Here is a 26,994-nt window from a genome sequence, read left to right on the forward strand (position 1 = left end):
ATAATCAGTGCATTAGTTTCTGGCACGCACATTGCATGCACTTTTCTGTACCCGTTCGTAACCGGCCCTGCGCCGCAAGGAGCATTCCGATGACCAAACTCCTTTCCATGAACCGCCGCAATTTCCTCCAGGCTTCCGCTGCCGGTGTGCTCGCCGGTACCATGCCGGGCCTGATTAACTCCCCTGCCGCAGCCCAAACCGCACTTACCGTCGGCTTCATCTACGTCGGCCCCAAGGACGACTACGGCTACAACCAAGCCCATGCGGAAGGCGCCGCAGTCATCAAGGCTATGCCGGGCGTGACGCTGGTCGAAGAAGAGAACGTTCCGGAGACCGTCGACGTCCAGAAGACGATGGAATCCATGATAAATCTGGACGGCGCGACCCTGCTCTTCCCGACCTCCTTCGGCTACTTCGATCCCCACATGCAGGCCATGGCCGCTAAATATCCCGACATCCAGTTCCGCCACTGCGGCGGGCTTTGGCAGGAAGGCAAGAACCCCGCCAATACCGGCTCCTATTTCGGCTATATCTTCCAAGGCCAGTATCTAAACGGCATCGCCGCCGGCCATGCGACAAAAAGCAAGAAGATAGGCTTCATCGCCGCAAAGCCGATCCCGCAGGTTCTGCAGAATATCAACGCGTTCCTGCTAGGTGCGCGCACAGTCGATCCGACCATCACCTGCCAGGTGATCTTCACCGGCGAATGGTCGCTCGCCGTCAAGGAAGCCGAAGCCACCAACGCGCTGGCCGACCAGGGCGCCGACGTCATCACCTGCCACGTCGACAGCCCGAAGGTCGTCGTAGAAACCGGCGCCGGCCGAGGCGCCTTCATCTGCGGTTATCACGCCAATCAGAGCCCGCTCGCCCCCGAAAAATATCTTACCGGCGCTGAATGGGCCTGGGGCAACGTCTACAGCGACTTCGTCAAGAAGGCGCAGGCCGGCGAAAAGCTCGGCAACTTCGTGCGCGGCGGCCTGAAGGACGGCTTCGTGAAGATGAGCGCGCTCGGCCCCGGCGTATCCGAGGCGGGCCGCAAGGCCTTCGAAGCCACGCAGGCTGACATGATGAAGGGCGGCTTCTCGGTCTTCAAGGGACCGTTGAAGGACAACAAGGGCGATACCGTCGTGGCTGCCGACAAGAGCTACGCCGAAGACGCGATCGAGCTCGAAAGCATGAATTACCTGGTCGAGGGCGTCGTCGGGTCCACAGCGTAAAGCGCGAAGGGAAGAAGCGCCATGACCATCGAGGCCAATGATCCCGCAATATCCATCGCCTCCGAAAAACCGGCTTCTCTGCGCCCCGTCCTCGAATGGATTTCGCGGCGAGCCGAGCCGATCGTCATCGGCCTTGCGGCCATCCTGATCGGTCTTTCGCTCTTCTCCCTCTTCATCCTGGTGGTCGGCAAGTCGCCGGCCACCCTCTTCCAACTGATGTATACCGGCGGCTTCGGCAGCTGGTTTTCGGTGCAAAACAGCCTCAGCCGCGCCGCACCCCTTCTCCTGACGGCGCTCTGCGTCGCCCTGCCCGCCCGCCTCGGCCTCGTCATCATCGGCGGGGAAGGAGCGGTCGTGCTGGGCGGCGTTGCTGCCGCGGCCATGGCCCTGCCGCTCGCCGGCACCGCGCCTGTTTTCCTCAGCCTCATTTTAATGGCGATCGCTGCCATGGTGGTCGGCGGTATCTGGATCGGCCTTGCCGGTTTCCTGCGCCACTCCCGTGGCGTCAACGAAACCATCTCGTCGCTGCTGCTCTCCTATATCGCCATCGCTCTGATGAACCAATTTGTCGAAGGACCGCTGCGCGATCCCGCAAGCCTCAACAAGCCGTCGACCAAGCCGCTGCCGGCGGAATACATGCTGGGCAATATTCCCGGCATGGATGTGCACTGGGGTCTGGTCGTCGGCATTCTCGCCTGCATCATTTCCTGGGTGCTGATCGAAGCGACCAGCTACGGATTTGCGGCCCGCATCGCCGGCGGCAACGTGCGCGCCGCGCAGATCCAGGGTTTGGCCGTCGGCAAGCTGATCGTCGGATTTACCGCGCTTGCCGGCGGTTTCGCCGGTCTGGCGGGCATGATCGAAGTGGCGGCGGTACAGGGGAGTGCCAACGCCTCGCTGGCGGCCGGCTACGGCTATACCGGCATCCTCGTCGCCTTCCTCGCCCGTCACAACCCGCTGGCGATCATCCCCGTCGCCATCCTGCTCGGCGGCATTGATGCTTCGGGTGGCCTCATCCAGCGGCGCATGGGTCTGCCGGATGCGACGGTGCTGGTGCTGCAGGGGACGCTCTTCATCGTCATTCTCGTCTGCGAGACATTCTACGGACGGTTCAAGGTCTTCAATCCCGACCTTTGGAAGAGGAGCCTGTGATGGAGGAAACAGCGATCGGCATCTGGGGCGTTCCACTGGCGATTTTCGCCGGCGCCATCCGTGTCTCGACCCCATTCATCTTCGTGAGCCTCGGCGAGACGATTACCGAACGCTCCGGACGCATCAACCTGGGGCTCGAAGGGACCCTCGTCTTCGGCGCCATGACAGCCTATGCTGTGGCGGTGATCACCGGTTCGCCGGCCCTCGGTGTGCTCGCCGCCATGATGGCAGGCGCGATCTTCGGACTGATCCATGGCTGGATCTGCAAGTTCCCCAAGGTCAACGACATCGCCATCGGCATCGCCATGATGCAGTTCGGGCTTGGGCTCGCCTTCTTCCTCGGCAAGTCCTTCATACAGCCGGTGGCGCCGAAACTGCCCTCGATTCCGCTCGGCGGCTGGGCAACCTCTCCGCAGATCCAGGCTGCACTCAACATCAATGTGCTGTTCTTCCTCGGCGCAGCGCTGGCACTCTTCCTCTTCTGGGGGTTCAAGAACACTCGCATCGGCCTGATCCTGCGCGTCGTCGGCGACAGCACGGACGCGGCCCGGGCCATGGGCATCCACCCGGACCAGGTTCGCTTGCTGGCGACGGCCACAGGCGGTGCGCTGGCGGCGATCGGCGGTGCCTACCTCTCGCTCTACTATCCCGGCTCGTGGAATGAAGGCATCTCGTCAGGCCAGGGCCTGATGGCGGTCGCACTTGTCATATTCGCGCGCTGGAACCCGATCGGCTGCTTCCTGGCCGCGCTTCTTTTCGGCGGTGCCGGCGCGCTCGGCCCGGCGCTGCAATCGGTCGGCGTTACACAGGGCTACTATCTCTTCTACGCCGCGCCCTACGTGCTCACCCTCATCATCCTGATTGCCACGTCCTCGCCCACCCGATCGCTCGCCGGTGCGCCGGGCGCGTTGTCGCTCACGAAATAACGGAGCTTTCCGATGAACGGACTTGGCGGCCTCAACAAATCCGAACACGGCGTCGGCATCGGCCTCGTGCAGCTTCAGTTGCCGGTGACGGTCACCAAGGCCGATCTTGCGCGCCAGACGCAAGTGATCGTCGATCTGGTCGCCAAGGCGCGGCGCAACCAGCCTGGCATGGATCTGGTTGTCTTTCCCGAATACGCTCTGCACGGCCTCTCCATGGACATCAATCCGGAGATTATGTGCACGCTCGACGGGCCGGAGGTCGCGGCTTTCAAGAAGGCCTGCAGGGACAACGCAATCTGGGGGTGCTTCTCGATCATGGAGCTCAATCCCGGTGGCATGCCCTACAATTCCGGTATCGTCATCGACGACCAGGGCGAGCTCAAGCTCTATTACCGCAAGATGCATCCCTGGGTACCGGTTGAGCCTTGGGAGCCCGGTAATTTCGGCATTCCCGTCATCGATGGGCCGAACGGTGCCAAGCTCGCGCTCATCATCTGCCATGACGGTATGTTCCCGGAGATGGCGCGCGAATGCGCCTACAAGGGCGCCGAAATCATGATCCGCACGGCCGGCTACACGGCGCCGATCCGCGAAGCCTGGCGTTTTACCAACCAGGCCAACGCCTTCTGCAACCTCATGGTCACCGCGAATGTCTGCATGTGCGGCTCGGACGGCACGTTCGATTCCATGGGCGAAGGCATGATCTGCAATTTCGACGGCACGATCATCGCCCACGGAACCTCCGGCCGGCCCAACGAGATCATCACCGCCGAGGTGCGTCCTGACCTGGTGCGCGAGGCCCGGCTCGGCTGGGGCGTGGAGAACAATATCTATCAGTTCGGCCATCGCGGTTATGTCGCTGTCGCCGGCGGCGCGCAGGATGCGCCCTACACCTACATGCACGACCTCGTCGCGGGCAAATACCGCCTGCCATGGGAAGACGAGATAAAGGTCAAGGACGGCACGTCCTGCGGATTTGACAAGCCTATGCGCCGCTACGGCGAACCCCTCAAACCTGCCGCGCAATAGGAGAGAGAATGATGGACGCGATGGTCGACACCAAAGGGCATTTCATCGACGCCGATCCGTATCCGTGGCCTTATAACGGCGCTTTGAGGCCTGACAATACCGCCATCATCATCATCGACATGCAGACGGATTTCTGCGGCAAGGGCGGCTATGTCGACCATATGGGCTACGATCTGTCGCTGGTGCAGGCGCCGATCGAACCCATCAAACGCGTGCTTGCCGCCATGCGGGCCAAGGGTTACCACATCATCCACACCCGCGAGGGCCATCGCCCCGACCTCGCCGATCTGCCGGCCAACAAACGCTGGCGCTCGCAGCGGATCGGTGCCGGCATCGGCGATCCCGGCCCCTGCGGCCGTATCCTGACGCGTGGCGAACCCGGCTGGGACATCATCCCGGAACTCTACCCGATCGAAGGCGAGACGATTATCGACAAGCCCGGCAAGGGCTCGTTTTGCGCCACCGACCTCGAACTCATCCTCAATCAGAAGCGCATCGAGAACATTATCCTCACGGGAATCACCACCGATGTCTGCGTCTCGACGACGATGCGCGAGGCGAACGATCGCGGCTACGAATGTTTGCTTCTGGAGGACTGCTGCGGTGCGACCGACTACGGAAACCACCTCGCCGCGATCAAGATGGTGAAGATGCAGGGCGGCGTCTTCGGCTCCGTCTCCAGTTCCGAAACGTTTGTGAGCCAGCTGCCATGAGCATCGTTCGCGACACACCCCTTCCCAAGGCCGGCAAGGCGGTCGGCATCGATACTCTCGGCATGACCATGCGTTTCGGCTCGTTCACCGCGCTCGACAACGTTTCGATCGCCGTTCCGGCCGGCTCTTTTCACGCGCTTCTCGGCGAAAACGGGGCCGGCAAGTCGACGCTCGTCAAATGCATCATGGGGTTCTATCACGCGACATCCGGCTCGCTGTCGGTCGACGGCCACGAGGTGGCAATCGCCTCACCCAAGGATGCCGCAACCTTCGGGCTCGGCATGGTCTACCAGCATTTCACACTGGTTCCGTCTCTGACCGGCGCTGAAAACCTGGTTATCAGCCGCACCGAAGTACCTGCGGTGATCAACTGGGGCAGGGAACGCAAGGATCTGGCGGCCTTCATGGAGCGCATGCCGTTCAAGATTGCGCTCGACAGGCCGGTAAGCGAGCTTGCCGCCGGCGAAAAACAGAAACTCGAAATCGTCAAGCAGCTCTATCTCGGCCGCTCCTTCCTCGTCCTCGACGAACCGACCTCCGTGCTGACTCCTGCCGAAGCCGACGAGATGCTCGGCATCGTGCGCGGCATGACCGAGCGCGGCGAGCTCACCGTGCTGATGATTTCCCACAAGTTCCACGAGGTGACGAAATTCGCCGATGCCTGCTCGATCTTGCGTCGCGGCAAGCTGGTCGGCACCGGCAAGGTCGGCGAGCTCTCCACCGCCGAGATGGCGGCGATGATGATCGGCGACGTCAAGCTCGCCGAGCTCGACAGCCGTCTGCCGGTGGCAGAAGCGGCAAGGCCGGTGCTGAGAGTGAGCCAGGTGAAAGCCCCGGATCGCTCCGGCCTGAAGACGATCGAGATCGACGAGCTTACGGTCCGCTCCGGCGAGATTGTCGGCATTGCTGGCATTTCCGGCAATGGCCAGAAGGAGCTGACGGAAATTCTCGCTGGCCAGCGCCCGACCGATGCCGGCCGCATCATGGTCAACGGCGAGGCTTACGGTGCCACCCGCGAGGAGACCCGCAAGAACAAGGTACGTTTCATCCCCGAAGAGCCGTTGCAGAACGCCTGCGCGCCGAAAATGACCGTCAGCGAGAACCTAGCCTTCCGCACCTTCGACTTGAAGCCGGACGGCAAGGACGCGATCTGGCTGAACAGGGGCAGCATGAAGGAGCGTGCGTCGGCGCTGATCTCCGACTTCAAGGTCAAGACCGCCTCTTCCGCCTCGCCGATCGCAGCGCTTTCGGGCGGCAACGTGCAGCGTGCCGTGCTGGCCCGCGAACTGACCGGCGATGTCGATTTGCTGATCGTCTCCAATCCCTGTTTCGGCCTTGATTTCTCAGCCGTCGCCGAAATCCGTGCGCGCATCATGAAGGCTCGCAATGCCGGAGCCGCGGTCCTTCTTCTTTCGGAGGATCTCGACGAGCTCCTTGAGATGTCCGACCGCATCATGGTGATCTCAGAGGGCAAGCTCGTCTACGAGACGCTGGCGCGTACGGCCGATATCGGCGTCGTCGGGGCGCATATGGCAGGGCATTACTGATGGTTGCAATCAAGGCAGAACCCTTTCCCTTTGCCGTGAAATCCGGCGCGCTGGCGCTGATCGTCATCGACATGCAGCGCGATTTCGCCGAGCCTGGCGGTTTCGGCGCGTGCCTCGGCAATGATGTCAGCCGCATCACCAAGATCGTGCCGGACGTGAAACGTCTGATCGAAGGTTTTCGCGCTGCCGGCCTGCCGGTCATCCATACGATGGAATGCCACCGGCCGGACCTCTCCGACCTGCCGCCCGCCAAACGCGACCGGGGCAGTCCTTCGCTTAAGATCGGTGACGAAGGCCCTATGGGCCGCATCCTGATCTCGGGCGAACCCGGCACGGCAATTCTTCCGGAAGTGGCACCCGTCGACGGGGAAGTGGTGATCGAAAAGCCCGGCAAGGGCGCCTTCTATGCCACGGGGCTCGGCGACGTGCTGAAGCAAGGCGGCATCAAGCAGCTCGTGTTTGCTGGCGTCACGACGGAAGTCTGCGTCCAGACGACCATGCGCGAGGCAAACGACCGTGGCTATGAATGTCTGCTCGCCGAGGAGGCGACGGAGAGCTATTTTCCCGAATTCAAGGCCGCGGCAATGGCGATGATCCGCGCCCAGGGCGCGATCGTCGGCTGGACTGCCCATGTCGACGACATTCTGGAAAGCATCGCCCATGCCTGAAACGACCCGCGAACTGCTCACATCGGGTGGGTGGAAGGATCTGGAATTCGTCCGCTTCCGCGATGAAGTCACCATTCACTGGATTAGACCTTTTGAAGGCGACCAGCCGGGCGTGGCTCTCCTGAAATACGAGCCAGGCGCCTCTGTACCGCGCCACCGGCATGAGGGGCTTGAAACCATCCTGGTGCTCGATGGGGTACAATCCGACGAGACCGGCGACTACGGCCGTGGCAGCTATATCGTCAACGCGCCGGACACCGAACACTCCGTCTGGAGCGAGAGCGGCTGCGTCGTCCTGATCCAATGGGATCGGCCCGTAAGAATACTGGAAGAGGAAAGGGTATGAACGCGACGACACCGGCCTTCGATATCACCTCGCTGCACGCGTTCTATGGGGATGGCGGCAGTGTCGTCGACGTTGTCGAAGCGGTCTTTGCCCGCATCATCGAAGTTAGCGATCCCGGGATCTTCATTCACCTGGTCGAAAAGGACACCGTTTTGGCCGAGGCGGCGAAACTCGGAGCGTTCGATCCGGCAAAACCGCTTTTCGGCATTCCTTTCGCAGTGAAGGATAATATCGACGTTGCCGGCATGCCGACCACCGCCGCCTGCCCGGACTATGCCTACCTGCCGGAAAACGACGCGACCGTCGTCCGCCTGCTGAAAGAGGCCGGCGCTCTGGTGATCGGCAAGACCAACCTCGACCAGTTCGCAACCGGCCTCGTCGGCGTCCGCTCGCCCTACCCGATCCCGCGCAACGCTATCGATCCCAAGCTGGTGCCTGGCGGTTCATCGTCCGGTTCGGCGGTGGCGACCGCCCAAGGCATCGTCAGCTTTGCGCTCGGCACGGATACGGCCGGCTCGGGCCGTATCCCTGCCGGGCTCAACAATATCGTCGGCCTAAAACCAAGTGTTGGCGCGTTTTCGACGAGTGGCGTTGTTCCCGCCTGTCGCACGCTGGACTGCGTTTCGGTCTTCGCGCTCACGGTCGATGATGCCTGGAAAGTGTTTTCCGTCGCCGCAAAATATGACGAGACGGATCCCTATTCGAAATTCGTTTCCGCACCCCGATTAGGCCCGGCCCAGCCGGTGCTCACGATAGGAGTGCCGTCTAGAGCCGATCTCGAGTTCTTCGGCGACACGACGATGGAGGCTGCCTATTTCGATGCGCTATCCATGCTCGGAGAGCTCGGCCACAATCTGGTCGAAGTGCCGTTCGGCAATTTCTATAAGGTCGCCAATCTGCTCTACGAAGGCGCTTGGGTGGCCGAACGCTACGCAGCGATCAAGCCCTTTTTCGACGACAAAAAGCAGAGCCTCCATCCGGTGACGCGCCAGATTTACACTGCCGCCAAGTCGCTGTCGGCCGCCGACGCCTTTAACGGCTTTTATGCGCTGCAAGCCTTGAGGAAAGAGGTCGCGCCGCTCATCGCTTCCGTCGATCTGTTCTGCGTGCCGACCGCCCCAACCCATTATACGGTGGGCGACCTGGAGGCGGAACCCATCCGGGAGAACGCGCGCCTCGGCACCTATACGAACTTCGTCAACTTGCTCGACATGTGCGGCATCGCCGTGCCCACAGGCACACGCTTTGATGGCCAACCGGCGAGCGTGACACTGCTTGCCGCATCTGGCCGGGACGGGATGACGGCAACGCTTGCCCGCGATCTCCATCAGGCAAGCGGCCTGACGCTCGGTGCGACGGGCTGGTCACAGCCCCGGCTCACTCCTTCCATTTCGGCCCCCGCGGATGAGGACCTGATCGATATCGCCGTCGTCGGCGCACATCTTTCCGGCATGCCGCTGAACCATCAGTTGATCGATCTCGGCGCAAAATTCTCTCGTGTCGCATACACCTCCGGCGCCTACAGGCTATTCGCGCTCCCCGCAACCGTGCCGCCCAAACCGGGCATGATCGGCGTCGGCGAGGGAGAAGGCAGCGAAATCGAAGTGGAAATCTGGAAACTCTCACATGCAGCTTTCGGGCTGTTCGTGGCGGCTATCCCTGCTCCCTTGACCATCGGTACGGTCGCACTTTCGGATGGTACTTCGGCAAAGGGTTTTCTCGCCGAACCGCTGGCGCTTAAGGGAGCCTCGGACATAACGAACTATGGCGGCTGGCGAGCTTATCTCAGGGAGATTTCGCCACCTCAGCGGGTCAGCAACGCCGGTTAAGCAGCCGACCAAGCAAGGACATGCTGCTCCGCGTTTTTTTTCTCTCTCTCTCTCTCTCTCTCTCTCTCAGCAGAGGTCGAAGGATCCGTCGAGCTTACGGTTCGGCGGTGAGATAACCTTGAAGAAAGCATTCCGGGAAGCAGATCAAGCCGGTTTAGGGGAACGTCAACGTCAATCACGGCCTTCGACTTTCCGGGAAAGCAACCGATTCGTCGCAACGCCGAATTCAGGGCTCACGGCCGCGTTTCAAAGAGGCCAACCGCGAATGTATCGCCGATTGCAGCTCCTGGAACAGCCGATCGAGTTTTGGCGGCTGAGAGAAAGCGAGATCGGTCTCTTTCGCGGCCCTTTTTGCAAGTTCGAAATCTAAATCGGGCGACACTTCGGAATGTTCTCCTGGAATCGGGAAGACTGCTTGTCAGTGAGACAGGCAAGCCGTATGCCAGGTTAGCGCACCTCCCGACGATCAATTTCCCTGCCTGGAAGTTCGGCTGCGCTCAAGAATTTTTTGGCGCTTCAGGCGTCAGCCATTTCAAATCGAATCTGCTGCGCCCCTTCCCACAATGTCAGTTGGCCGAGTTCGGGAAGCTTGTCGCGATTAGACGCGATGGTGATGAAATGATTGCCAGCGAGCTGGCCCATTTTCGATGAGAAATCAACTCCGCCATAGGCAAGGAGGATTTCTGTCTCGCTGATGCCGCCCGGATAAAGGAGAATATGCCCTGGTGCGGGATGGCTCGTGTGGTTTTCATATCCGACGCCGAAATCACGGTCTCCCAGTGGAATCCAGACGCCCTCGCCCGACCAGCGAACATGGACGATCTTACCTTCGAAAGGCATCTGCCGCAGAAAGGCCTCACATGTCTTGGGAGCCTTCGCCGTTTCAAGAACGGCACTGAATTCAAAAGGGCCGGCGGTAATCTTCAGTTTCATCGATGTGTTCCTTGCGTTGAAATTCTCGTTCGCCAATCTGCTTTGCAGAGCGGCTCTTAGGGTGTTGGCACCTGCCTAGAGATGTCGGAGGTGGTCGCGAATTGCATTTCAGTGTTGCAGGATCTTGCCGAGGAACGCTTCGGTTCTGGAGCTGTGCTTCCCCGTGAAGAATTCCTCGCTTGGACGGTCCTCGACGATCTCGCCTTGATCGATGAAGATCACACGGGACGCCACGCGGCGCGCGAAGCCCATCTCATGGGTGACGACGATCATCGTCATGCCGTCCTTCGCAAGGCTGGTCATGACATCGAGCACCTCGGCAATCATCTCCGGATCAAGTGCGGAGGTCGGTTCATCGAACAGCATGGCGAGCGGATCCATGGCGAGCGCCCGGGCGATGGCGACACGCTGTTGCTGGCCGCCGGAGAGCTGGCTCGGAAATTTCCTGGCATGGTCGGCAAGGTCGACGCGATCGAGAAGCTGCATCGCCTTTGCCTTGGCCATCGCTTCGCTGCGCCCAAGCACGATCCTCTGCGCCAGCATGATATTGTCGAGAATGGTCAGATGCGCGAACAGCTCGAAATTCTGGAAGACCATACCGACGCGGGTGCGCAGGTTTGGGAGATCCGTCCTCGGATCGCCCACTTCGATCCCGTGGACGCGGATCGAGCCCTTTTGAAAGGGCTCCAGCCCGTTCACGCAATTGATCAGAGTCGATTTGCCCGAGCCCGACGGCCCGCACACCACGACAACCTCGCCGCGCTCGACCTTGGCCGTGCAGTTCCTCAGGACTTCGAACTTGCCGTAATATTTGCTGACGCCACTGATCTCGATCATGAGCGGCCTTTCCCGAAACGAGTGATGGAAAATGGTTGCAGCGCCCTGCCAGTTTCCCGGCCAAGAACGAGTTGTGCCGTGATCTGACCGACGATCGGCCCGAGCGTATAACCGTTGGATGTCACGGCACTAAAATAGCCAGGCTGCGATGGATGTTCACCGAGGATGGGGGCGCCGTCGATGTTGATGTTCATGGCTGCCCAGCTACGGATGACGTGAAGCTTGCGCAATGCCGGAACCACATGCTGGGCAATCCAGAGATTGCCCTCGAGGCTCGACAGCAGCGGCCTTGGATGCTGATGCACCGGATCGAGACCCGCGGTCCAGCCGCCGCCGATGATGAAATTGCCGTTAGCTGCTTGTTTGAGCGTCAGGTGGCGATCGGCATGGGCAACAAGGCGGGAAATCAGCGGAGCGGCGGCTTCGGTCACCACCATCTGCAGAGGAGCACCGAAAACGGGTATATCCAGCCCGAGCATGGAACCAATGCGCGACGAAAAGGCGCCAGCGGCATTGACGACCCGCTTTGCCTTGATAGTGCCGCGCGATGTGGTGACCTCAAAGCCGGCCGGACCGGATGCGATACCGACGACCTCACATGTATCGAAGACACGCACGCCTTTGGCGCGCGCCGCCTCAAGAATGTGCTGGGTGGCGACCAGCGGGTTGATCTTGCCTTCCTGCGAACAATAGGCTGCACCCACGAACAGAGGCGACAGGGCCGGCTCCATCGCCTGCAATTCCTCCTGACCGATCAGTCGGCAATCGATGCCGGCACGTTGTTCGACGCTGACTTTTTCGGCAAGGGAGCGCATGTGAGCTTCGGTCTCGGCAACCATCAGGCCGCCCGTCACCTTCATTTCGAAATCGCGACCCAGTTCATCCTGCAACGCGCCCCAGAGAGCGATGGAATCACGCTGCAACGGCAATGTTTGCGCAGCCGGGCCACCGCCACCTTCGGCGCGGGCGCCGTGATCGAAGGAAAGAAGCTGCGCGTGCAGGCTGCCTGCATTGCCGCCGGAAGCAAGCGAATTTGGAAAGGCGCGCTCCAATACGGTGACCTCCTCGCCTTCACGGGCAAGAAAGAGCGCCGTCGAAAGCCCGGCGATCCCTGCGCCGATGACGAGCGTCGACGTCTGCGGCAACGGCAACGGTTCGCGGTTTTCCAAAGGTGGCTTCTGCGGCAATAGCGCCCGCTTATGACCGCCCCATTCCGGCTTCTCGACCGCAAGTGCTGCGAGCGGCACGGGACGCAGCGGCATTTGGGGCGCCAGAAAGCCGCGCGTCTCTCCCGATGTGCGGGCTTCGCCGGCGATGCTTGCTGTTGCATGGCCGCAATAGCGGCTCTGGCAACGCCCCATTCCGGAGCGGGACAGGCGCTTCAATGTCGCGATGTCTTTGGAGCCATGTTCACCGAGCGCCTTCAATGTCCCATAGGTAAGGCCTTCGCAACGACAGATGATCGTGTGATCCGGCGGCGCATCGCCGCCATCCGGACGCGCCGGACGGAATACCGTCCAGAGTGCGGACTGAAAGGCTCGATGGCGAGCAAGCCGGCGCCCGCTATCCGGCACGGCTGCGGTCTCGAAACCGAGCTTGCGCGCTACGGCAAGACCGGCAAGCCTGCCCTGCAGCATGGCGATATGCGCTCCACCGAATTGCGCAGCCTCTCCGATGACATGAATATGAGGGATTGTCGTTTCCCCATCGTCCTTCTGGATAACGGCGAGACTTTCGCCAATGACCTCATGGCCACAGCCGAGCAATCGCGACAATTCGTTCGCAGAGACGAAATTGCCGCCAATGAGAATGGCGTCGGCCTGGATCCTGGTTTTGCCCTCTCTCCCGGTGACAACGACTGTCTCGACGCCAGCCGTTCCTTCTATGGACGCCACCCTGCTTTCCCAAAGGATCGGAATGCCGGCAGCACGCAAGGCAGCGACCTGCTTTGCCCCATGCAAGGCAAGTCCTTTGTCGAGGGCCAGAAGGTGCAATGCCGCCTGCGGCTGCCCCCAGGGCGCCTGTGCCGCCTCCACCAGCGCAGTCACCGTACCGCCGGCCTTGCGGATTTCATTGGCAACCTGAATGTTGAGAGGACCATTGCCGGCGATAACAATCCGTCCTCCAGGTACCGTACCGTAGCTTCTGAGCAGCGTCTGTGCCGCTCCCGTGGTCATCACGCCCGGTTTCGTCCAACCGGGAATGGCCGGCGGGCACTCGTAAGCGCCGGTCGCGATCACGACCATCCGGGGCTTGCAGTAGAAGGCTCCCTGCGGGCCGTGGCAGGCGATTGTTGTCCCGTTGCCGGTATTCTCGGCGCCCCAGACCAGCGTTCCGCCGATCGACGAGACGCCGGCATTTTGTGCACGACGGATCAGATCGGCGCCAGACCGCGCCTGTTCGTCGCTGGCTAGACGCATTGCAGCCTTCGATGTCGAAGGCTGCTTGAAATACTGGCCTCCGGCAGCGCCGCGCTCGTCGATCAGGGTCACACTCGCACCGGCATTGGCGGCTGCCTCGGCGGTCGCCAGGCCGCCCGGCCCGGCCCCGATTACCAGGACGTCCATGTCGATGCTGGGAATGGAGGCGGGAACCGGGCAAAGATCGGCAAGGTCGCCCGACACCAGAGCCGGCCTCGGGGATGGCCTATGCACTTGCATGCCTTCCTCAACGGTGCTCATGCAGGCGCGCTGACTGATCTTTCCATCAACGGTGACGAGACAATCGTGACAGGCACCCATGCCGCAGAAAAGACCGCGTGCTTCGCCCTTCAGGCCTCGCGAGAAATCATGGCATCCGCTCGCCTCCATCGCCGCGGCGATCGTCATTCCACGATCGGCCTTTAGAGCAGCACCGTCGACGAAGAATCCGACGCGCGTTTCCAATCCGGAATGCTGGATGGCAAGAGAGGCGGGCATCGATCAATCCTCAACCGAATGTCAGACCGAAGTCCAGCACCAGCTTCTTCATGGCGGCATCCTGCGCAGGCGGCAGCGGCAGTCGCGGCGGCCGCGGAACACCGGCGCCAAAGCCCATATGCGTCAGCAGCGACTTCGACCCGGCGACATAGGCCTGTCCGCCGACCGCCTGGATGATCGGCAGCCACTTCAGATAGAGCGCACGGGCCTCATCGATCTTCTTCTCATCCGTGACGAGTTTGAAAATACGGGCCATCGGCCCCGGCGCGACATTCGATGCGACGGCGACCCAGCCTTGTGCTCCCATCACGAAGGATTCAAAGCCGAGAATGCCGCCGAAGACCGTCATATTGTCTCCCGCCAAACGAACAATGTCACGCACCCGCGTGACCTCGAGTGTCGACTCCTTGATGTAATCGCAACCTTCGATCTCGGCGATGCGCTTCACCAGTTCCGGCTTCAGATCCACATTGGCTGTTGCCGGATTGTTGTAGACCATGATCGGAATGGAAATTGCGGAAGCGACGGCGCGGTAGTGTTGCACGAGCTCGTCATCCGTCGGCGTGGAATAAAAAGGCGGAATGATCATGACACCGTCGGCACCCATGGCTTCAGCCTTGCGGCTGAGACGGACACATTCGCGCGTATCCTCGGCGCCACTGCCGATTAGGACGGGGACGCGGCCGGCAACGGTTTCGACCACCGTCCGTGCGACACCATCGCGCTCATCCTCGCTGAGCGACAGGAATTCTCCCGTCGATCCTAACGGGATGAGGCCATGGATGCCTTCGCGCACCTGCCAGTCGGTGAATGCCGCCAGGGCCTTCAGATCCACGGCGCCATATGAATCCAGCGGCGTGATCATCACGGTATAGACACCGCGAAATCTCCTAGTCATGTCGATTATCCTGGTTCTAGCCCCTGTCTGTCACTGACAGGCGGGAGTCGGCCTGGCCGAAACGCTTCTCTATATGGCTCTGGAAGAGATCCCAGAGCGTGGTCAAAAGGAGGTAATAGATGGCCGCAACCGCAAAGAGTTCCAACACCATGAAGCGCTCCTGGATGAGAACTTGGGTGCGCCGCAGCAGTTCCTCCATCGAAATAACCGAGGTCACGGAGGTCGTCTTCAACAAGCCGTTGACGGAGTTTCCAAGCGGCGGAATGATTACTTTGAAAGCCTGCGGCATCACTATGTAGCCCATGATCTGCCGTTCCGTCATGCCGAGCGCCCTGGCTGCCCGGGCCTGACCTTCCGGAACGGCTTCGATGCCGGCGCGAATGATCTCCGCAAGATAGGCTGCCTCGTTGAGAGCAAGCCCCAGCAGGGCCGCCTCGATCACGGAGAAGCGGATGCCGAATTGCGGCAGCGCCGTGTAGATGGCAATGAGTTGGACCAAAAGCGGCGTGCCGCGGAACAGCCAGATATAGGCCTTGGCGACGATCTGAACCGGGCGGAGCGACGACCGCCGCATCAAGGCCAGGGCAAAGCCCAGGATCAAACCGGCAATCAGCGATACGGCGGTCAGCCAGATAGTCGTGAAGACCCCACCGAGGATGAAGGGATTGAACAGGTATCCGAAGAAACCCGACCAGCTCCAAAGCGACATGGACGTAACTTTCTGCTCAAGGCGAGCGCTGAAAATCCGCGCCTCGCGATTCGGATGGATCGATCGATCCGATCAGCGGCCAGGACCCTTCACGGAGTAATCACTGGCTACCATCGGCAATCCATATTTATCGAACAGCGCCTTCAACGATCCGTCCGCCTTCATCTCCTTCAGCGTCGCCGATACGGCATCGGCAAGCGCCGGGCTCTTGAACGCGACAGAGACCGGCGCGGGAAAAAGACCGCTCAACGCCCGCTTGAAGTCGCCGCGTGCATCATACTCCTTGGCGACGGCATCGATCGAGACGACACCTTCGACCTGTCCGGCGCGAAGGGCCTGATAGGCAAGTGCGAAATTGTCGAAGGTCCGGATCGTCAGGCCTTCCTTGCCGGCATCGCGTAATTCCTTGTCGAGCAGGCGGGTTTTCGTTTCCTCGAAGCCGCCGATCTCGACACCGATCGTCATGCCGGCGAGATCGTCCTTGCCAGCGATCGTCTTATCGGAACTGGGCGCGAGCGAGACGCTGATTGCCTGATCCTCATAGGGGATCATCTGCATGATCTTGGCGCGCTCCTCGGTGAAGAAGATGCCGGTATTGATCATGTCCCAGCGGGCAGACTGCAAGCCAGGCACCATCGCGGAAAACTCGATGCGGACATATTCCGGCTCGAGGCAAAGACGCTTGGCGATCTCCTTGCCGAGTTCGATGCGCATGCCCTTCAGCTCGCCGCTTGAATCGATGAACTGCAGGGGTGGCAGCGTCGGGTTGGTCGACATGACAAGTTTGCCGGGTGTGATCAGATCACCGACAGCGACCTTCGGCGTGCAGGGTTGCGCCGAAGCGAATGATGTCGACAGAGAAAAAAGCGATGCGGCGAGCAGGCCGCGGGACAATGAGAATCGAAGCATACTGACCTCTGGAGTTATTTTTGTCGGCATCCCAGATTTGCATTCATATGGGATCCCACTTTTATACAAATTTTTACCGACGGTGCAAGCGCCTTGGAATGGCGGTCAGTAATTTGCCAGAACGCCCTGTCGAACCGCGTCGAGATGACGGACCATCGCCTGACGCGCCGCCTCAGGATCACGCTCCGACAGCGCCGCCAGGATCGCACGATGCTCGGCGACACCCGGCTTTGCCCGAACGACGGGCATCTGCCTCTCGAAGATCGTGGTATAACGACGCATTTCGCCGATCGTGGCCGCCATGAAGGAATTGCCGCTCCCGCTCGCGATCGACATATGCAGAGCATCGTCGAATCGCCATACAAGTTCTGGATCGGGATCCGGCTCAGCCTCGATCCCATCGAGGACAACCGAAAGCGCTTTCAATTCTTCAGCCGAGATGTTGGCAACAGCCGCCGCTGCCGCGCTTGGCTCCAACAGCATCCTCATCGACAGGCTGTCGAGATAGTCTTTTAACGTGATGATCCGGACGCACAGCGCCCCCTTCTCGTTGCGAACGAGCAGGCCCTCCCCTTCGAGGCGGCTGAGCGCATGCCGCATCGGTGAGCGGGACACCGCACGCTGGCTCGCAAGCCGCCTCTGCTGCACCACCGATCCGCCGGCAAGCCGGGCCGAAAGAATGTCAGCCAGCAGCAACCGATAGGTCTCTTCCGCAAGACTTTCGTTTTCCGCATCATTCATCCGATCGTCCATGTTCCCTCTTTTCCGTCCTTTGGGAGATCGGGTATCATATGTAACACCTGCTTGCGCGCAAAGTGCATCGCCGCGGATTGCGCCGGCAACAGGAAAGACGAGGGACAGGTGGTAGATATTTCGATCATGCCGGACACGCAGCCCCTGGCGGGCGGGCAGCACAATCTCGCCTCGCTGACCTACAAGGCCGTTTCCGACATGATTCGCCATCGCCGGCTGAAAGGCGGACAGGTCATTGTGGAGGCCAGGCTCGCCGAGGCCCTCGGTATTTCCCGCACCCCCCTGCGAGAGGCCCTGCAGCGGCTGGAGGGCGAAGGCCTGGTGCGCAAGGGCGACGGCCGCAATTATACCGTGCGCCAAGTGGATATCGGCGAATATCTACAGAGCCTGAGACTGCGGTTGCTGATCGAGCCGGAAGCCGCCGTGCTGGCGATCTCCAACATTCCGCGCCGGCAATTGATCGCCGTCAGGCGCGAGATACATGATCTGCTTGACGCAACCGCCTACCACACGGACTCGCATTGGATCTCGGACGACAATCTTCACAACATGATCATCGATCACTGCGGCAATGCGGTCATGGCAAAGGTGCTGCGAGAGCTGCGCGCCACAACGCGCCTATTTGAGATCGATCGGCTAAAAGATCGGTTGAAGCCGGATTCCACCGAGCACCTCGTCATCATCGAGGCATTGGAGCGCGGCGATCCGGAGGAGACCCGTGCAGCCGTCGCCCTCCATATACAAAGCCTGATCGCTTTCGCTCGGCAGCACCTAGGTGTCGCGGGCCGATGATCGAGTGCAACTTGGAATCGTTACGCATCACTGTGGGGATGCTCTCCGCGCAAGAGCAGAGCGTTTCGGCAGGTTGATCGCAGAGGATCTGGTTGTCGTCCTTATGCGCCGGATTCACATCGGACGCCCCTTTTACCTTCGAAATGACCCACTCGATTTTGAAGCATAATATGGACATCGAATCTCGCCTCCTCGAGTTGGGGCTCTATCAGCCGCGGGATATCGCTGAAGCTGCGCGCTTACGCCTGCGATCGCCCATGGCAATCTGGCCTACTCAACGGCCAACTGCCCCCGCGGGGCAACGCTATATACGCCGTGGGTGGAACTCGCAGGTCGCCGCGATCAGCCAGAGGGTTGGCATCAGGGGAGCACCGCAAGCTTAACGTCACGGCTGTGGTGCCCAGGCTGCATTGACCATAAGGTCCGAGCGCGACGCCGTTGCGCGATCCAAACGCGCACTCGTACACGCCGCGGCGTGGGCTGCTTTCGCCCACTGGATTGTGATCCTTCTTCGCTGTAGAGCGAGGAAGGAATTTTTTGTTGCCGAGCCCCTCCCTTTCAGGTGCAATTTTATGACAAGAAAAGTTTATCTGGCCGGTCCGGAGGTCTTTCTTCCCAACGCCCGCGAAATCCTTGACCGGAAGGCAGCACTCGTCCGTGAAGCGGGACTTCTCCCGCTCTCGCCCGGCGATCTGGAAATCCCGCACACGAACTCGAGGCGCGAGCGGGCCGCGGCGATAAACGCAGTGGACGAGAAGATGATGATTCAGGCGGACGCGATCATCGCCAATCTGACGCCCTTTCGTGGCATTGCCGCCGATACCGGGACGGCCTTCGAACTCGGTTTTATGTGCGCAAGCGGTAAGCCTGTATTCGCTTACACGAACGTGGCCCGCGATCACAGCGGACGAGTGAGCGATCTTTATGGCGGGGCCGTCGCGTATGATGCTGAAGGTCGACTGCGAGACCCGAACGGGATTGCGGTCGAGGATTTCGGCCTGGCCGACAATCTCATGCTGCACGCCGGAATTGAGCGGCGCGGCGGCGTTCTCATCATCGGAGACGCGCCGCGGGATGCGCTTTATACACACCTTGACGCGTTCAAGACGTGTCTTGCCGTCGCCGTTGAGAAGCTGCGCTAAAGTGTTCAGTCGGGGCATTTGATGGATGGGTTTGGGGTGAACCTTTCGGGGTCTATTGTCCATGATTTACAGATGAGTTGATTTCGGCTCCTTCGACCCGGTCGGTAACCGATGTGCGTTTCTTCCAATTCGCAACAGTCTTCTGGTTGATCCCGTAGCGCTTCGAAAGCGCTCTCCGGCTCTCTTCACTACTTTGTATTGCTCGACGGATTGCCTCCGTGGTCGTGGCGCTCCCGTGTAAAATCTGGCGCGTTCAGCATCGCCGTCATCCTCTCGCATCGACGATGGTACCATTCAGACCTTCGGCGACGACGCGCAGCCCAGCTTGGCGGAGCGATGGCAAGAGCTCCGGAGCGAGGCGGAAGCGGTGATTATATCGAAGGAGCAGGGCAGTCGGCAGCGCCGCCGCAAGCCGCGACTTTGGCAGGACCCGGGTGACCTGCTCTCCTATACGGGCTCGGGCAGCGGAGTGCCTTTTCCGTCTCGATGTCCGACCATGGCAGTGAATGTCTTGATCTCGGCGGACGGATCGGCCTTTGCCGGATTAGCCCGTTCGCGTCCGAAAGCCTGCCATGCTAGAGCTGTGAGCGCTTGGCTCGGACGTGCCCGTCGTCTTCCAGGACTTTCCGCAGCAACGGGTGTTCCCGTTTCCGCGCGAACGATTCTGAAACTCACGCGCGACCTGCCGCAGATCGCGATGTTGAAACACGAAGATTGCCCCGGTCTCACCAAGATCTCCACGCTGAGAGCGGCAGAGGAAAAGGGAGCACCGCGCCTTCGATCCTCTGTGGCAATGGTGGGCTCTATCTGCCGCAAGAGCTTGCACGTGGTGCCGACGGTGCCATGACTGGCTTTGCTTATCCGGAAGCCTTGGTGAACACAGTGCGACTGCATGCAGCCGGCGAACCGGACAAGGCCGAGGATCTTTTCGACTGTTACCACCTATTCTCAGGCGTGGCAGCAGCCGGGCTTCGGGCTCGCGCTGCGCAAAATGATCCTGATGAAGCGCGCCGTCGCTTCTGCCTTTACCCGCGCGCCAGGACCGACGCTGTCGGCTACTGACATTGCCGAGCTCAACCGATTGATGGCCCGCACTGAAGAAAAACTGAAGGATTTCTGACGATTGATTTCGGACTGACCGGCAAGAAAGCTATCGTGCTCGCCTCTGCCTCACCACCGCCGCAGCGCTGGCGCAGCCATGCTCTCACGCTGAATAAGTCGGCTGCGGATGACATTTCGTATTTTTGGCTGTTGCCCGGACCGATCAATTGCCGCCAGCAGGAGCGCGACTGCCGTCTGCCCCATCTCCTCAACTGGCTGCTCGATCGTAGAAAGCGGCGGCGAGCAGAATGCGCAAACGGGCGAACCGTCGAAGGCGACGATCGAGAGGTCGTCCGGGATCGTCAAACCCATACTTTGCATCCGGCTCATGAAAGAAATTGCCATGTCGTCGCTGGTCGCGATGACCGCGGTAGGTTTATCCGCAAGCGCAGCAAAGTCATCAGCCGCTTGCACGCCGATTTCAAAACCTTGCTGATAGTCCAAATTACCGCCCGAGCGGACAACGGCAGATTCTGGCCGTCCTGCTTGCTGCAGCGCCTCAATGACGCCACCATACCGCTCGATGTCGTGATAGTTGTCCTCTGGGCCGGCAAGGTAGAAGAAACGGCGATGCCCAAGACGGATAAGATCGGCGGTCACGTCCCGCACTGCCTCCCGGTCGTTGGTCACCACGCTCGGCAGACCTGCATCACTCATGTCCAGCAGCATGGAGACGATCGGCAGGCCGGCATTGGCGAGAGATCGCCCGTCCACCTCTGGCAGGTTCGAGGACAGGATGATGGCACCGCGAACTGTACCCCCAAAAGCCAGATCGAGAATGTGCCTTTCCGATGCTTCGTCACGGTCCAGATTGGCAATCATCAGATTATAGCCGTTCTGGATCAGGGCTCTGTTGATACTTTGCAGAATCTGCGGAATGATCTGGGAAACTCCATAGTAGAGCGATCCCGGCAGGATGATCATGATGATGTTGGACTTGCCGACCCTGAGGCTGCGGGCCATCGCATTTGGCGTGTAGCCCAGCTGCTTTGCGGCGGCATCGATCTTGGTGCGTGTCTTCTCGTTCACGCGACCGGGATTTGCGAGCGCGCGGCTGACGGTCGAGATGGCTACCCCTGCCAAGCGAGCGACATCCGCCATCAACGGTCCCGATGGGCCATCCCCCGATACATCTTTGTTTTTTTTCATTTTTTTCTTCCTCCCCCGAATGCCTGCCGCGTCGGATGCTACGGTACTCGCGGCCATTTAGCAAACGATTGCCAAAAAACGCTTGCATAAAAAACCGACTTGTCTAATATCTAGGCATGGCAAACGATTGCCAATAGCAGTGCATTGAAATCATTGTGATTATTTGTGGCGGCGACCTCAACCCCGCAATCGATCCACTACGCCCGGAGAACCGATAGCGTCATGACTTCAACCGAACGGCTTCGCTTTGGCGTCGATCTCGTCACTTTTTTCCATACCGATTTCTGGGGCGTGAAGGACTATGACGGCATCGTCGCATTGGCCCGCAACGAGCCGCGCGCCTTCTGGGATAAAATTCTTGACGCCGTGCAGGCCTCGGGCGTCACGGGTGTGGAACTGACCTTCTCACCTTTCAACTGGCAGGATGCGACGAAGACTTATGGTTCCGTCGAAGCTTTCGCCGCTGAGCTTTCCAGGCGTGGGCTGACGCTGGCGAGCGGCTTTTTCGCCGAACTCGAAGCGGCCGGTGATTTCACGGAGGCCAACGCACAGGCCGCCATCATCGAGAAGGCCGAAAAATACGCCGAATTCCTCAAGGCCTGCGGCAGTGACATCATGGTTATCGGCGCGCCGTTGCGCCAGACGCTGGGCGCCCAGCCGGTGCGGTTTTATGATTTCGAGCAGGCGCGCAAGATCGCCGATTTCCTCAATCGCCTCGGCGCCATTCTCTACGCAAGGGGCGTTCGGCTGGCGCTCCACACCGAGGCCCATTCGATCTTTGCCGCCGCGCGCGACGTCGATCTGTTGATGCTGCTGACAGACCCGGCCTATGTGCATATGTGCCCGGACACGGCGCATATCATTGTTGCCGGTTCCGATCCGCTGCAGGTTGTCGAGCGTCATCATGAGCGCGTCATTATAGCCCATTGGAAGGATGCCCTCGGTCCCATGCCGGCCGACACACCGATCGACCAGCATATTCATGATCGCCACCGTCCCTATTTCTGCGGCTTGGGGCTCGGTCGCGTCGACTGGCCAGGCTGGATCAGGCTCCTGCGTGATCGCGGCTATGACGGCTGGGCCATTCTCGAGCTCGACGCCGCCGCCGATCCGGTCGGCGATATCGCAAATGGGCTCAAGCTCGTCCAGCAGGCACTTTTGCCGATCTATCGCTGATTTCCATGACCCGAAACCAATAGCCCCGCCAAGAGGGCTTTCTTAAAGAGGTGGAACGATGAAAAACACAATGAAACTGTTACTGGTGGGAGCCGCGCTCTCAGCAGCCGTCTCCTCGGCCCATGCCGAAGACAAGCCGAATGCAGAAGTGATGACCTCTTGGACCTCCGGCGGCGAAGCGGCAGCTTTGAACATCATCAAAAAGGAATTCGAAAAGCGCGGCGGCGTCTGGAAGGACTCTTCCATCGCCGGCTTCGGCGCTGCCGACGCCGCCTTCCAGAACCGCCTGGTCGCCGGCGATCCGCCGGCCGCCAAACAGGCGGTGATCGGCCTCGCCAATGCCGATTTCGTCAATCAGGGTCTCCTAAACCCGATCGACGATGTAGCAAAGGCCGGCAAATGGACAGACGCTCTGCCAAAATCGATCGCCGATCTCGTCTCCTACAACGGTCAGGTCTATCTCGCACCCACCGGCGCCCACGGCGAAAGCTGGGTGTTTTATTCCAAGGAGGCCTTCGCCAAGGCGGGCGTGAGCGAGGAGCCCAAGAGCTGGGACGAATTCTTCGCGGCCCTCGACAAGCTCAAGGCTGCCGGCGTTCAGCCAGTCGCCTGGGGCGGCCAATCCTGGCAGGAGACCAAAGTCTTCAATATGATCCTGCTCACCCAGGTGGGCATTGACGGCTTCCTCAAGATCTATGTCGACAAGGACAAGGGCGAGGCCTCCACCGAAGGCGTGAAGAAGACACTCGACATTCTCGCAAAGCTGCGTGCCTATGTCGATCAGGGCGCACCGGGCCGCAACTGGAACGACGCGACCGCCATGGTCATCACCGCCAAGGCCGGCGTCCAGTTCATGGGCGACTGGGCCAAGGGCGAGTTCATCGCCGCAGGCAAGGAGCTTGGTAAAGACTACGGCTGCATGCTCGCGCCGCAATCGCCGGGCATGGTCTATGTCGCCGACGCCTTCTCCTTCCCGAAGATTGCCGACGCTGCATCCCAGAAGGGCCAGACCTTGCTTGCCGAGGTGGCCATGGACCCTGCCGTACAGGTTGAGTTCGCGCTCAAGAAGGGTTCCGTGCCGATGCGCACGGATGTCGACCAGTCGAAGCTCGACATCTGCGCGAAGAAGGGACTGGAGCTGATGAGCGCCGGCAAGATCGTGCCGGACCAGGCGCTGATCCTCTCGCCGCAGCAGGCCGGCGCGCTCAACGACTTCGTTGATGAGTTCTGGACCAATCCTTCCGAGGATAGCACCTCTGGCGCCGAGAAGTTCTTCGCGATCTTCGAATAGGCCGTGCAGCAGGCCGATTGGAAAGAAGAAAGCCGGTCGGCCCTGCACATTCCGTTTGAGAAAGTTTGCTCATGCAAGCCAAGCGCAGACGTTCCTCTGCTGCGACCATCGCGCTCATGCCGACATGGATCGCAGCGATCTTCATCTATATCGGCACCATGGTCTGGTCCGTGAGGCTGTCATTCACGGATTCGACCATATTTCCTTCGTCCAACTATGTGGGCTTTGCTCAATATGCCAAGCTGTTCCGGACGTCGAGATGGCTCGCATCCCTCGAAAATGTCCTGATATTCGGTGTGCTCTATGTTGCTGGCTGTCTCGCCCTCGGCTTCGTTCTGGCGGCCTCGCTTGACCGCAAGGTGCGCTTCGAAGCCGTGTTCCGCACCATTTTCCTTTATCCCTATGCCATGTCCTTCGTGGTCACTGGCCTTATCTGGCAGTGGATACTGAACCCGACCCTCGGCATTCAGGCAAGCGTGCGGGCGCTGGGCTGGCAGAGCTTCGCTTTCGACTGGATCGTCAGTCGCGACATGGCGATCTATACCGTCGTCTTCGCTGGCGTCTGGCAGGGGGCAGGCCTCGTCATGGTGATCGCGCTTTCCGGCATGCGCGGCATCGGCGATGAACAATGGAAGGCGGCACAGATCGACGGCATCCCGATCTGGCGGATCTATCTGTCGATCATCCTGCCGCAGCTCGGACCAGCACTTGCCGCATCGGGAATGCTGCTCTCGATGGGCGTGATCAAGACCTATGACCTCGTCGTGGCGCTGACCGGCGGCGGACCAGGCAACGCGACCGAGGTGCCGGCTAAATTCATCATGGACAATCTGTTCGAACGCCAAAATCTCGGCCTGGCGAGCGCGGGCGCCACGGTGCTGGTGCTCTCCGTCGTCATGGCCGTCGTCCCGTTTCGTTATGCGCTTTCCATGCGCGCGAGAAGAAGGTGAGAGCACTGATGGCCCCTCTTCACGCCCGCGGCCCGAAACCTTCGCGGCTCACCATCGGCCGCATCGGGCTCTATGCCTTCCTGATCCTTGCGGTGCTGTTTTTCCTCCTGCCGCTCTACACGATGCTCGTCACCTCCTTGAAGACGATGGAGGAAATCCGTCAGGGTCGCATCTTCGCACTGCCGGATACCGTGAATCTCGACGCCTGGAAAACCGCCTGGTCCGGGGCCTGCATGGGCACGCAATGCCTGGGCGTGCGCGTCGGTTTCTGGAACTCGGTAAAAATCACCGTGCCCGCGGTTGTCATTTCTGTCTTCATCGGCGCGATCAACGGCTATGCTCTTTCCTTCTGGCGGCCGAAAGGCTCGGGCCTGCTGTTCGCGCTTCTGATGGCCGGCGGCCTGATCCCCTATCAGATCTTCCTTTATCCGCTGGTGCGGCTGCTCGCCAATGTCAGCCTCTACAATTCGGTGGCCGGCGTCGTCCTCGTCCATGTCATTTTCGGTTTGCCCTTGGTCACGCTGCTCTTCCGCAACTATTTCGTGGCGATCCCCGAAGAACTCTGCAAGGCCGCTCGCGTCGACGGCGCCGGCTTCTGGCGCATCTTCCTCGAGATCATGCTGCCCATGTCGGCTCCGATGGTCGTCGTCGCCTCCATCTTCCAGTTCACCGGCATCTGGAACGACTTCCTGATCGGGCTGGTCTTTGCCGGGAGGGACAATCTGCCGATGACGGTTCAGCTCAACAACATCGTCAACACGACCATGGGCGAGCGCGCCTACAATGTGAATATGGCCGCCACCATCCTCACCGCCCTTATCCCGCTCGCCATCTATTTTTTCTCCGGCCGCTGGTTCGTGCGCGGCGTCGCCGCCGGTGCAGTCAAGGGATAATGCCATGCAGTCCGCCGTTTCCGTAAAGGACCTCAAGATCGCCTATGGCGATCACACGGTCATCGAAAAACTGTCCATCGACATCGCGCCACGCGAATTCCTCGTGCTGCTTGGGCCGTCCGGTTGCGGAAAATCGACGCTGCTGAACGCCATCGCGGGTCTGCAGGACATTACCGACGGCGAGATGTGGATTTCCGGCAAGAACGTCACATGGGACGAGCCGAAGGATCGGGGCATCGGCATGGTCTTTCAGTCCTATGCACTTTATCCCCGCATGACGGTCCGCAAGAACCTGTCCTTCGGCCTGCGTGTCGCGGGCTTGCCCAAAACCGAAATCGAAGCGCGCATCGCCCGCACCGCATCGCTTCTGCATCTCGACAAGCTGCTCGAGCGAAGACCATCGGAGCTGTCCGGCGGCCAGCGCCAGCGCGTCGCGATCGGCCGCGCCCTGGTGCGGGAGGTGGACGTCTTCCTCTTTGACGAGCCACTCTCCAACCTTGACGCCAAGTTGCGCAACGAATTGCGCGTGGAGATCAAGAAGCTGCATCAGAGCCTTGGCAATACGATGATCTATGTGACGCACGATCAGGTCGAGGCGCTCACTCTCGCTGATCGCATCGCGATCATGAAGGACGGCGTGATCCAGCAGCTCGCCACTCCATCCGAGATCTACCATCACCCGGCCAATCTCTTCGTCGCGGGCTTCATCGGCGCGCCGGCGATGAATTTCATCGAGGGCAGGATCGCCGTCGAGACCAGCACACCGATCTTCGAAGGCGACGGACTGCAGATCGATCTTTCCGGCTATCCTTTTCTGACCTCCATCAAGGCCGGTCCGGCCACGCTCGGCATCCGGCCGGAACATCTCGCGCCCGACGGAGCGGCAAGGGGTTGGCCCACCATTTTGGGCACTGTCTCCGTTGTCGAGCCAATGGGCGCAGACACAGTGATCTGGTTCGATTGGGGCGGCGAAACCTTTTCCTGCCGGACGATGGGCGATGCAGCTTTTACACCGGGCTCACGGATCACGGCCGGGCTCGATAGCGCCAAGATCTCCCTTTTCGACGCCCATGGCGCCCGCCTTTAACACTGCTTTCAGTTCATACGGAAATTGTT

Annotated in this window: 25 protein-coding genes and 1 pseudogene; 17 read left to right on the top strand and 9 right to left on the bottom strand. The window is 60.5% G+C overall.

The genetic code is table 11. The features are described 5' to 3' along the window. The first annotated feature begins 89 nt into the window (after positions 1-89). From BLP23_RS10775 to atzF, 9 genes are read left to right on the top strand one after another with little or no spacing between them, the layout of a single operon-like run. Complete coding sequence (locus BLP23_RS10775) at positions 90-1,217, top strand: BMP family ABC transporter substrate-binding protein (RefSeq protein WP_092584846.1); 1,128 nt, start codon at positions 90-92, stop codon at positions 1,215-1,217. Positions 1,218-1,238: 21 nt separating this feature from the next. Then, a complete protein-coding gene (locus BLP23_RS10780) occupies positions 1,239-2,369 on the top strand; it encodes an ABC transporter permease (protein WP_092584847.1) in 1,131 nt (376 codons plus the stop codon). After that, positions 2,369-3,295 carry an ABC transporter permease gene (locus tag BLP23_RS10785; protein ID WP_092584848.1) on the top strand — a complete coding sequence of 309 codons (927 nt, stop codon included), beginning with the start codon at positions 2,369-2,371 and terminating at the stop codon, positions 3,293-3,295. Before BLP23_RS10780 ends, BLP23_RS10785 begins: the two co-directional genes overlap by 1 nt. A gap of 12 nt (positions 3,296-3,307) precedes the next feature. Further along, the gene (locus BLP23_RS10790) at positions 3,308-4,324 is read left to right on the top strand and encodes a formamidase (protein WP_092584849.1); all 1,017 of its coding nucleotides are present in this window, start codon (positions 3,308-3,310) and stop codon (positions 4,322-4,324) included. Positions 4,325-4,335: 11 nt separating this feature from the next. Then, positions 4,336-5,037 carry a biuret amidohydrolase gene (gene biuH / locus BLP23_RS10795; protein WP_092584850.1) on the top strand — a complete coding sequence of 234 codons (702 nt, stop codon included), beginning with the start codon at positions 4,336-4,338 and terminating at the stop codon, positions 5,035-5,037. Next, positions 5,034-6,584, top strand: coding sequence for an ABC transporter ATP-binding protein (locus BLP23_RS10800; RefSeq protein WP_092584851.1), 1,551 nt, complete (start codon positions 5,034-5,036; stop codon positions 6,582-6,584). The genes biuH and BLP23_RS10800 overlap by 4 nt, the downstream gene beginning before the upstream one ends. After that, entirely contained in the window at positions 6,584-7,252 is a 669-nt protein-coding gene (locus tag BLP23_RS10805; protein ID WP_092584852.1) for a cysteine hydrolase family protein, read from the top strand. The genes BLP23_RS10800 and BLP23_RS10805 overlap by 1 nt, the downstream gene beginning before the upstream one ends. Beyond that, on the top strand, positions 7,245-7,598 hold the full coding sequence (locus BLP23_RS10810) for a cupin domain-containing protein (RefSeq protein WP_092584853.1): 354 nt from the start codon (positions 7,245-7,247) through the stop codon (positions 7,596-7,598). Before BLP23_RS10805 ends, BLP23_RS10810 begins: the two co-directional genes overlap by 8 nt. Further along, on the top strand, positions 7,595-9,427 hold the full coding sequence (atzF, locus tag BLP23_RS10815) for an allophanate hydrolase (RefSeq protein ID WP_092584854.1): 1,833 nt from the start codon (positions 7,595-7,597) through the stop codon (positions 9,425-9,427). Before BLP23_RS10810 ends, atzF begins: the two co-directional genes overlap by 4 nt. A 516-nt stretch (positions 9,428-9,943) precedes the next feature. On the opposite strand, the gene BLP23_RS10820 is transcribed toward atzF, so the two are convergent. The 7 genes from BLP23_RS10820 to BLP23_RS10850 form a co-directional block, all read right to left on the bottom strand. Beyond that, a complete protein-coding gene (locus tag BLP23_RS10820) occupies positions 9,944-10,360 on the bottom strand; it encodes a DUF3830 family protein (RefSeq protein WP_092584855.1) in 417 nt (138 codons plus the stop codon). A 108-nt stretch (positions 10,361-10,468) separates the two neighbouring features. Further along, complete coding sequence (locus BLP23_RS10825) at positions 10,469-11,197, bottom strand: amino acid ABC transporter ATP-binding protein (RefSeq protein WP_092584856.1); 729 nt, start codon at positions 11,195-11,197, stop codon at positions 10,469-10,471. After that, entirely contained in the window at positions 11,194-14,115 is a 2,922-nt protein-coding gene (locus BLP23_RS10830) for an FAD-dependent oxidoreductase (protein WP_092584857.1), read from the bottom strand. Before BLP23_RS10830 ends, BLP23_RS10825 begins: the two co-directional genes overlap by 4 nt. A 10-nt stretch (positions 14,116-14,125) precedes the next feature. Further along, complete coding sequence (locus tag BLP23_RS10835) at positions 14,126-15,013, bottom strand: dihydrodipicolinate synthase family protein (RefSeq protein ID WP_092584858.1); 888 nt, start codon at positions 15,011-15,013, stop codon at positions 14,126-14,128. 16 nt (positions 15,014-15,029) lie between these two features. Next, positions 15,030-15,722, bottom strand: a complete 693-nt coding sequence (locus tag BLP23_RS10840; protein ID WP_092584859.1) for an amino acid ABC transporter permease — start codon at positions 15,720-15,722, stop codon at positions 15,030-15,032. 72 nt (positions 15,723-15,794) lie between these two features. Further along, entirely contained in the window at positions 15,795-16,631 is an 837-nt protein-coding gene (locus BLP23_RS10845) for an ABC transporter substrate-binding protein (RefSeq protein ID WP_092584860.1), read from the bottom strand. A gap of 105 nt (positions 16,632-16,736) precedes the next feature. After that, positions 16,737-17,384: a GntR family transcriptional regulator gene (locus BLP23_RS10850; RefSeq protein WP_092584861.1), complete on the bottom strand. Its 648-nt coding sequence runs from the start codon at positions 17,382-17,384 to the stop codon at positions 16,737-16,739. 126 nt (positions 17,385-17,510) lie between these two features. On the opposite strand from BLP23_RS10850, the gene BLP23_RS10855 reads away from it, so the two are divergent. Both BLP23_RS10855 and BLP23_RS10860 read left to right on the top strand, forming a co-directional pair. Beyond that, positions 17,511-18,176 (top strand): GntR family transcriptional regulator, encoded by a 666-nt coding sequence (locus tag BLP23_RS10855; protein ID WP_092584974.1) that lies wholly within the window; start codon positions 17,511-17,513, stop codon positions 18,174-18,176. 572 nt (positions 18,177-18,748) lie between these two features. Continuing rightward, the gene (locus BLP23_RS10860) at positions 18,749-19,318 is read left to right on the top strand and encodes a nucleoside 2-deoxyribosyltransferase (RefSeq protein WP_092584862.1); all 570 of its coding nucleotides are present in this window, start codon (positions 18,749-18,751) and stop codon (positions 19,316-19,318) included. Between the two features lie 88 nt (positions 19,319-19,406). Here the strand turns inward: BLP23_RS10860 and BLP23_RS33090 are convergent. Next, a pseudogene (locus BLP23_RS33090) lies at positions 19,407-19,562 on the bottom strand (IS481 family transposase); the annotation flags it as partial. A gap of 648 nt (positions 19,563-20,210) precedes the next feature. Here BLP23_RS33090 and BLP23_RS34055 point away from each other — a divergent pair. Next, entirely contained in the window at positions 20,211-20,438 is a 228-nt protein-coding gene (locus BLP23_RS34055) for a hypothetical protein (protein WP_208603139.1), read from the top strand. 50 nt (positions 20,439-20,488) lie between these two features. On the opposite strand, the gene BLP23_RS10870 is transcribed toward BLP23_RS34055, so the two are convergent. Further along, on the bottom strand, positions 20,489-21,568 hold the full coding sequence (locus BLP23_RS10870) for a LacI family DNA-binding transcriptional regulator (protein WP_092584863.1): 1,080 nt from the start codon (positions 21,566-21,568) through the stop codon (positions 20,489-20,491). Positions 21,569-21,790: 222 nt separating this feature from the next. On the opposite strand from BLP23_RS10870, the gene BLP23_RS10875 reads away from it, so the two are divergent. The 5 genes from BLP23_RS10875 to BLP23_RS10895 all read left to right on the top strand — a co-directional run bounded on the left by BLP23_RS10875 (position 21,791) and on the right by BLP23_RS10895 (position 26,965). Next, entirely contained in the window at positions 21,791-22,744 is a 954-nt protein-coding gene (locus BLP23_RS10875) for a sugar phosphate isomerase/epimerase family protein (RefSeq protein ID WP_092584864.1), read from the top strand. A gap of 58 nt (positions 22,745-22,802) precedes the next feature. Then, a complete protein-coding gene (locus tag BLP23_RS10880; protein WP_092584865.1) occupies positions 22,803-24,035 on the top strand; it encodes an ABC transporter substrate-binding protein in 1,233 nt (410 codons plus the stop codon). A gap of 71 nt (positions 24,036-24,106) precedes the next feature. Beyond that, positions 24,107-24,985: a carbohydrate ABC transporter permease gene (locus BLP23_RS10885; RefSeq protein WP_092584866.1), complete on the top strand. Its 879-nt coding sequence runs from the start codon at positions 24,107-24,109 to the stop codon at positions 24,983-24,985. Positions 24,986-24,993: 8 nt separating this feature from the next. Continuing rightward, positions 24,994-25,878, top strand: a complete 885-nt coding sequence (locus BLP23_RS10890; protein WP_092584867.1) for a carbohydrate ABC transporter permease — start codon at positions 24,994-24,996, stop codon at positions 25,876-25,878. Positions 25,879-25,882: 4 nt separating this feature from the next. Further along, complete coding sequence (locus tag BLP23_RS10895; RefSeq protein WP_092584868.1) at positions 25,883-26,965, top strand: ABC transporter ATP-binding protein; 1,083 nt, start codon at positions 25,883-25,885, stop codon at positions 26,963-26,965. Positions 26,966-26,994 lie beyond the last annotated feature (29 nt).

This window comes from Rhizobium mongolense subsp. loessense, from assembly GCF_900099775.1.
In the GTDB taxonomy this organism is placed as follows: domain Bacteria; phylum Pseudomonadota; class Alphaproteobacteria; order Rhizobiales; family Rhizobiaceae; genus Rhizobium; species Rhizobium loessense.

What these genes read in the sequence shown, in the direction of transcription:
- BLP23_RS10775 (WP_092584846.1), top strand. Translation starts at nt 90, where the DNA reads ATGACCAAACTCCTTTCCATGAACCGCCGCAATTTCCTCCAGGCTTCC.
- BLP23_RS10780 (WP_092584847.1), top strand. Translation starts at nt 1,239, where the DNA reads ATGACCATCGAGGCCAATGATCCCGCAATATCCATCGCCTCCGAAAAA.
- BLP23_RS10785 (WP_092584848.1), top strand. Translation starts at nt 2,369, where the DNA reads ATGGAGGAAACAGCGATCGGCATCTGGGGCGTTCCACTGGCGATTTTC.
- BLP23_RS10790 (WP_092584849.1), top strand. Translation starts at nt 3,308, where the DNA reads ATGAACGGACTTGGCGGCCTCAACAAATCCGAACACGGCGTCGGCATC.
- biuH (WP_092584850.1), top strand. Translation starts at nt 4,336, where the DNA reads ATGGACGCGATGGTCGACACCAAAGGGCATTTCATCGACGCCGATCCG.
- BLP23_RS10800 (WP_092584851.1), top strand. Translation starts at nt 5,034, where the DNA reads ATGAGCATCGTTCGCGACACACCCCTTCCCAAGGCCGGCAAGGCGGTC.
- BLP23_RS10805 (WP_092584852.1), top strand. Translation starts at nt 6,584, where the DNA reads ATGGTTGCAATCAAGGCAGAACCCTTTCCCTTTGCCGTGAAATCCGGC.
- BLP23_RS10810 (WP_092584853.1), top strand. Translation starts at nt 7,245, where the DNA reads ATGCCTGAAACGACCCGCGAACTGCTCACATCGGGTGGGTGGAAGGAT.
- atzF (WP_092584854.1), top strand. Translation starts at nt 7,595, where the DNA reads ATGAACGCGACGACACCGGCCTTCGATATCACCTCGCTGCACGCGTTC.
- BLP23_RS10820 (WP_092584855.1), bottom strand. Translation starts at nt 10,360, where the DNA reads ATGAAACTGAAGATTACCGCCGGCCCTTTTGAATTCAGTGCCGTTCTT.
- BLP23_RS10825 (WP_092584856.1), bottom strand. Translation starts at nt 11,197, where the DNA reads ATGATCGAGATCAGTGGCGTCAGCAAATATTACGGCAAGTTCGAAGTC.
- BLP23_RS10830 (WP_092584857.1), bottom strand. Translation starts at nt 14,115, where the DNA reads ATGCCCGCCTCTCTTGCCATCCAGCATTCCGGATTGGAAACGCGCGTC.
- BLP23_RS10835 (WP_092584858.1), bottom strand. Translation starts at nt 15,013, where the DNA reads ATGACTAGGAGATTTCGCGGTGTCTATACCGTGATGATCACGCCGCTG.
- BLP23_RS10840 (WP_092584859.1), bottom strand. Translation starts at nt 15,722, where the DNA reads ATGTCGCTTTGGAGCTGGTCGGGTTTCTTCGGATACCTGTTCAATCCC.
- BLP23_RS10845 (WP_092584860.1), bottom strand. Translation starts at nt 16,631, where the DNA reads ATGCTTCGATTCTCATTGTCCCGCGGCCTGCTCGCCGCATCGCTTTTT.
- BLP23_RS10850 (WP_092584861.1), bottom strand. Translation starts at nt 17,384, where the DNA reads ATGGACGATCGGATGAATGATGCGGAAAACGAAAGTCTTGCGGAAGAG.
- BLP23_RS10855 (WP_092584974.1), top strand. Translation starts at nt 17,511, where the DNA reads ATGCCGGACACGCAGCCCCTGGCGGGCGGGCAGCACAATCTCGCCTCG.
- BLP23_RS10860 (WP_092584862.1), top strand. Translation starts at nt 18,749, where the DNA reads ATGACAAGAAAAGTTTATCTGGCCGGTCCGGAGGTCTTTCTTCCCAAC.
- BLP23_RS34055 (WP_208603139.1), top strand. Translation starts at nt 20,211, where the DNA reads ATGCAGCCGGCGAACCGGACAAGGCCGAGGATCTTTTCGACTGTTACC.
- BLP23_RS10870 (WP_092584863.1), bottom strand. Translation starts at nt 21,568, where the DNA reads ATGAAAAAAAACAAAGATGTATCGGGGGATGGCCCATCGGGACCGTTG.
- BLP23_RS10875 (WP_092584864.1), top strand. Translation starts at nt 21,791, where the DNA reads ATGACTTCAACCGAACGGCTTCGCTTTGGCGTCGATCTCGTCACTTTT.
- BLP23_RS10880 (WP_092584865.1), top strand. Translation starts at nt 22,803, where the DNA reads ATGAAAAACACAATGAAACTGTTACTGGTGGGAGCCGCGCTCTCAGCA.
- BLP23_RS10885 (WP_092584866.1), top strand. Translation starts at nt 24,107, where the DNA reads ATGCAAGCCAAGCGCAGACGTTCCTCTGCTGCGACCATCGCGCTCATG.
- BLP23_RS10890 (WP_092584867.1), top strand. Translation starts at nt 24,994, where the DNA reads ATGGCCCCTCTTCACGCCCGCGGCCCGAAACCTTCGCGGCTCACCATC.
- BLP23_RS10895 (WP_092584868.1), top strand. Translation starts at nt 25,883, where the DNA reads ATGCAGTCCGCCGTTTCCGTAAAGGACCTCAAGATCGCCTATGGCGAT.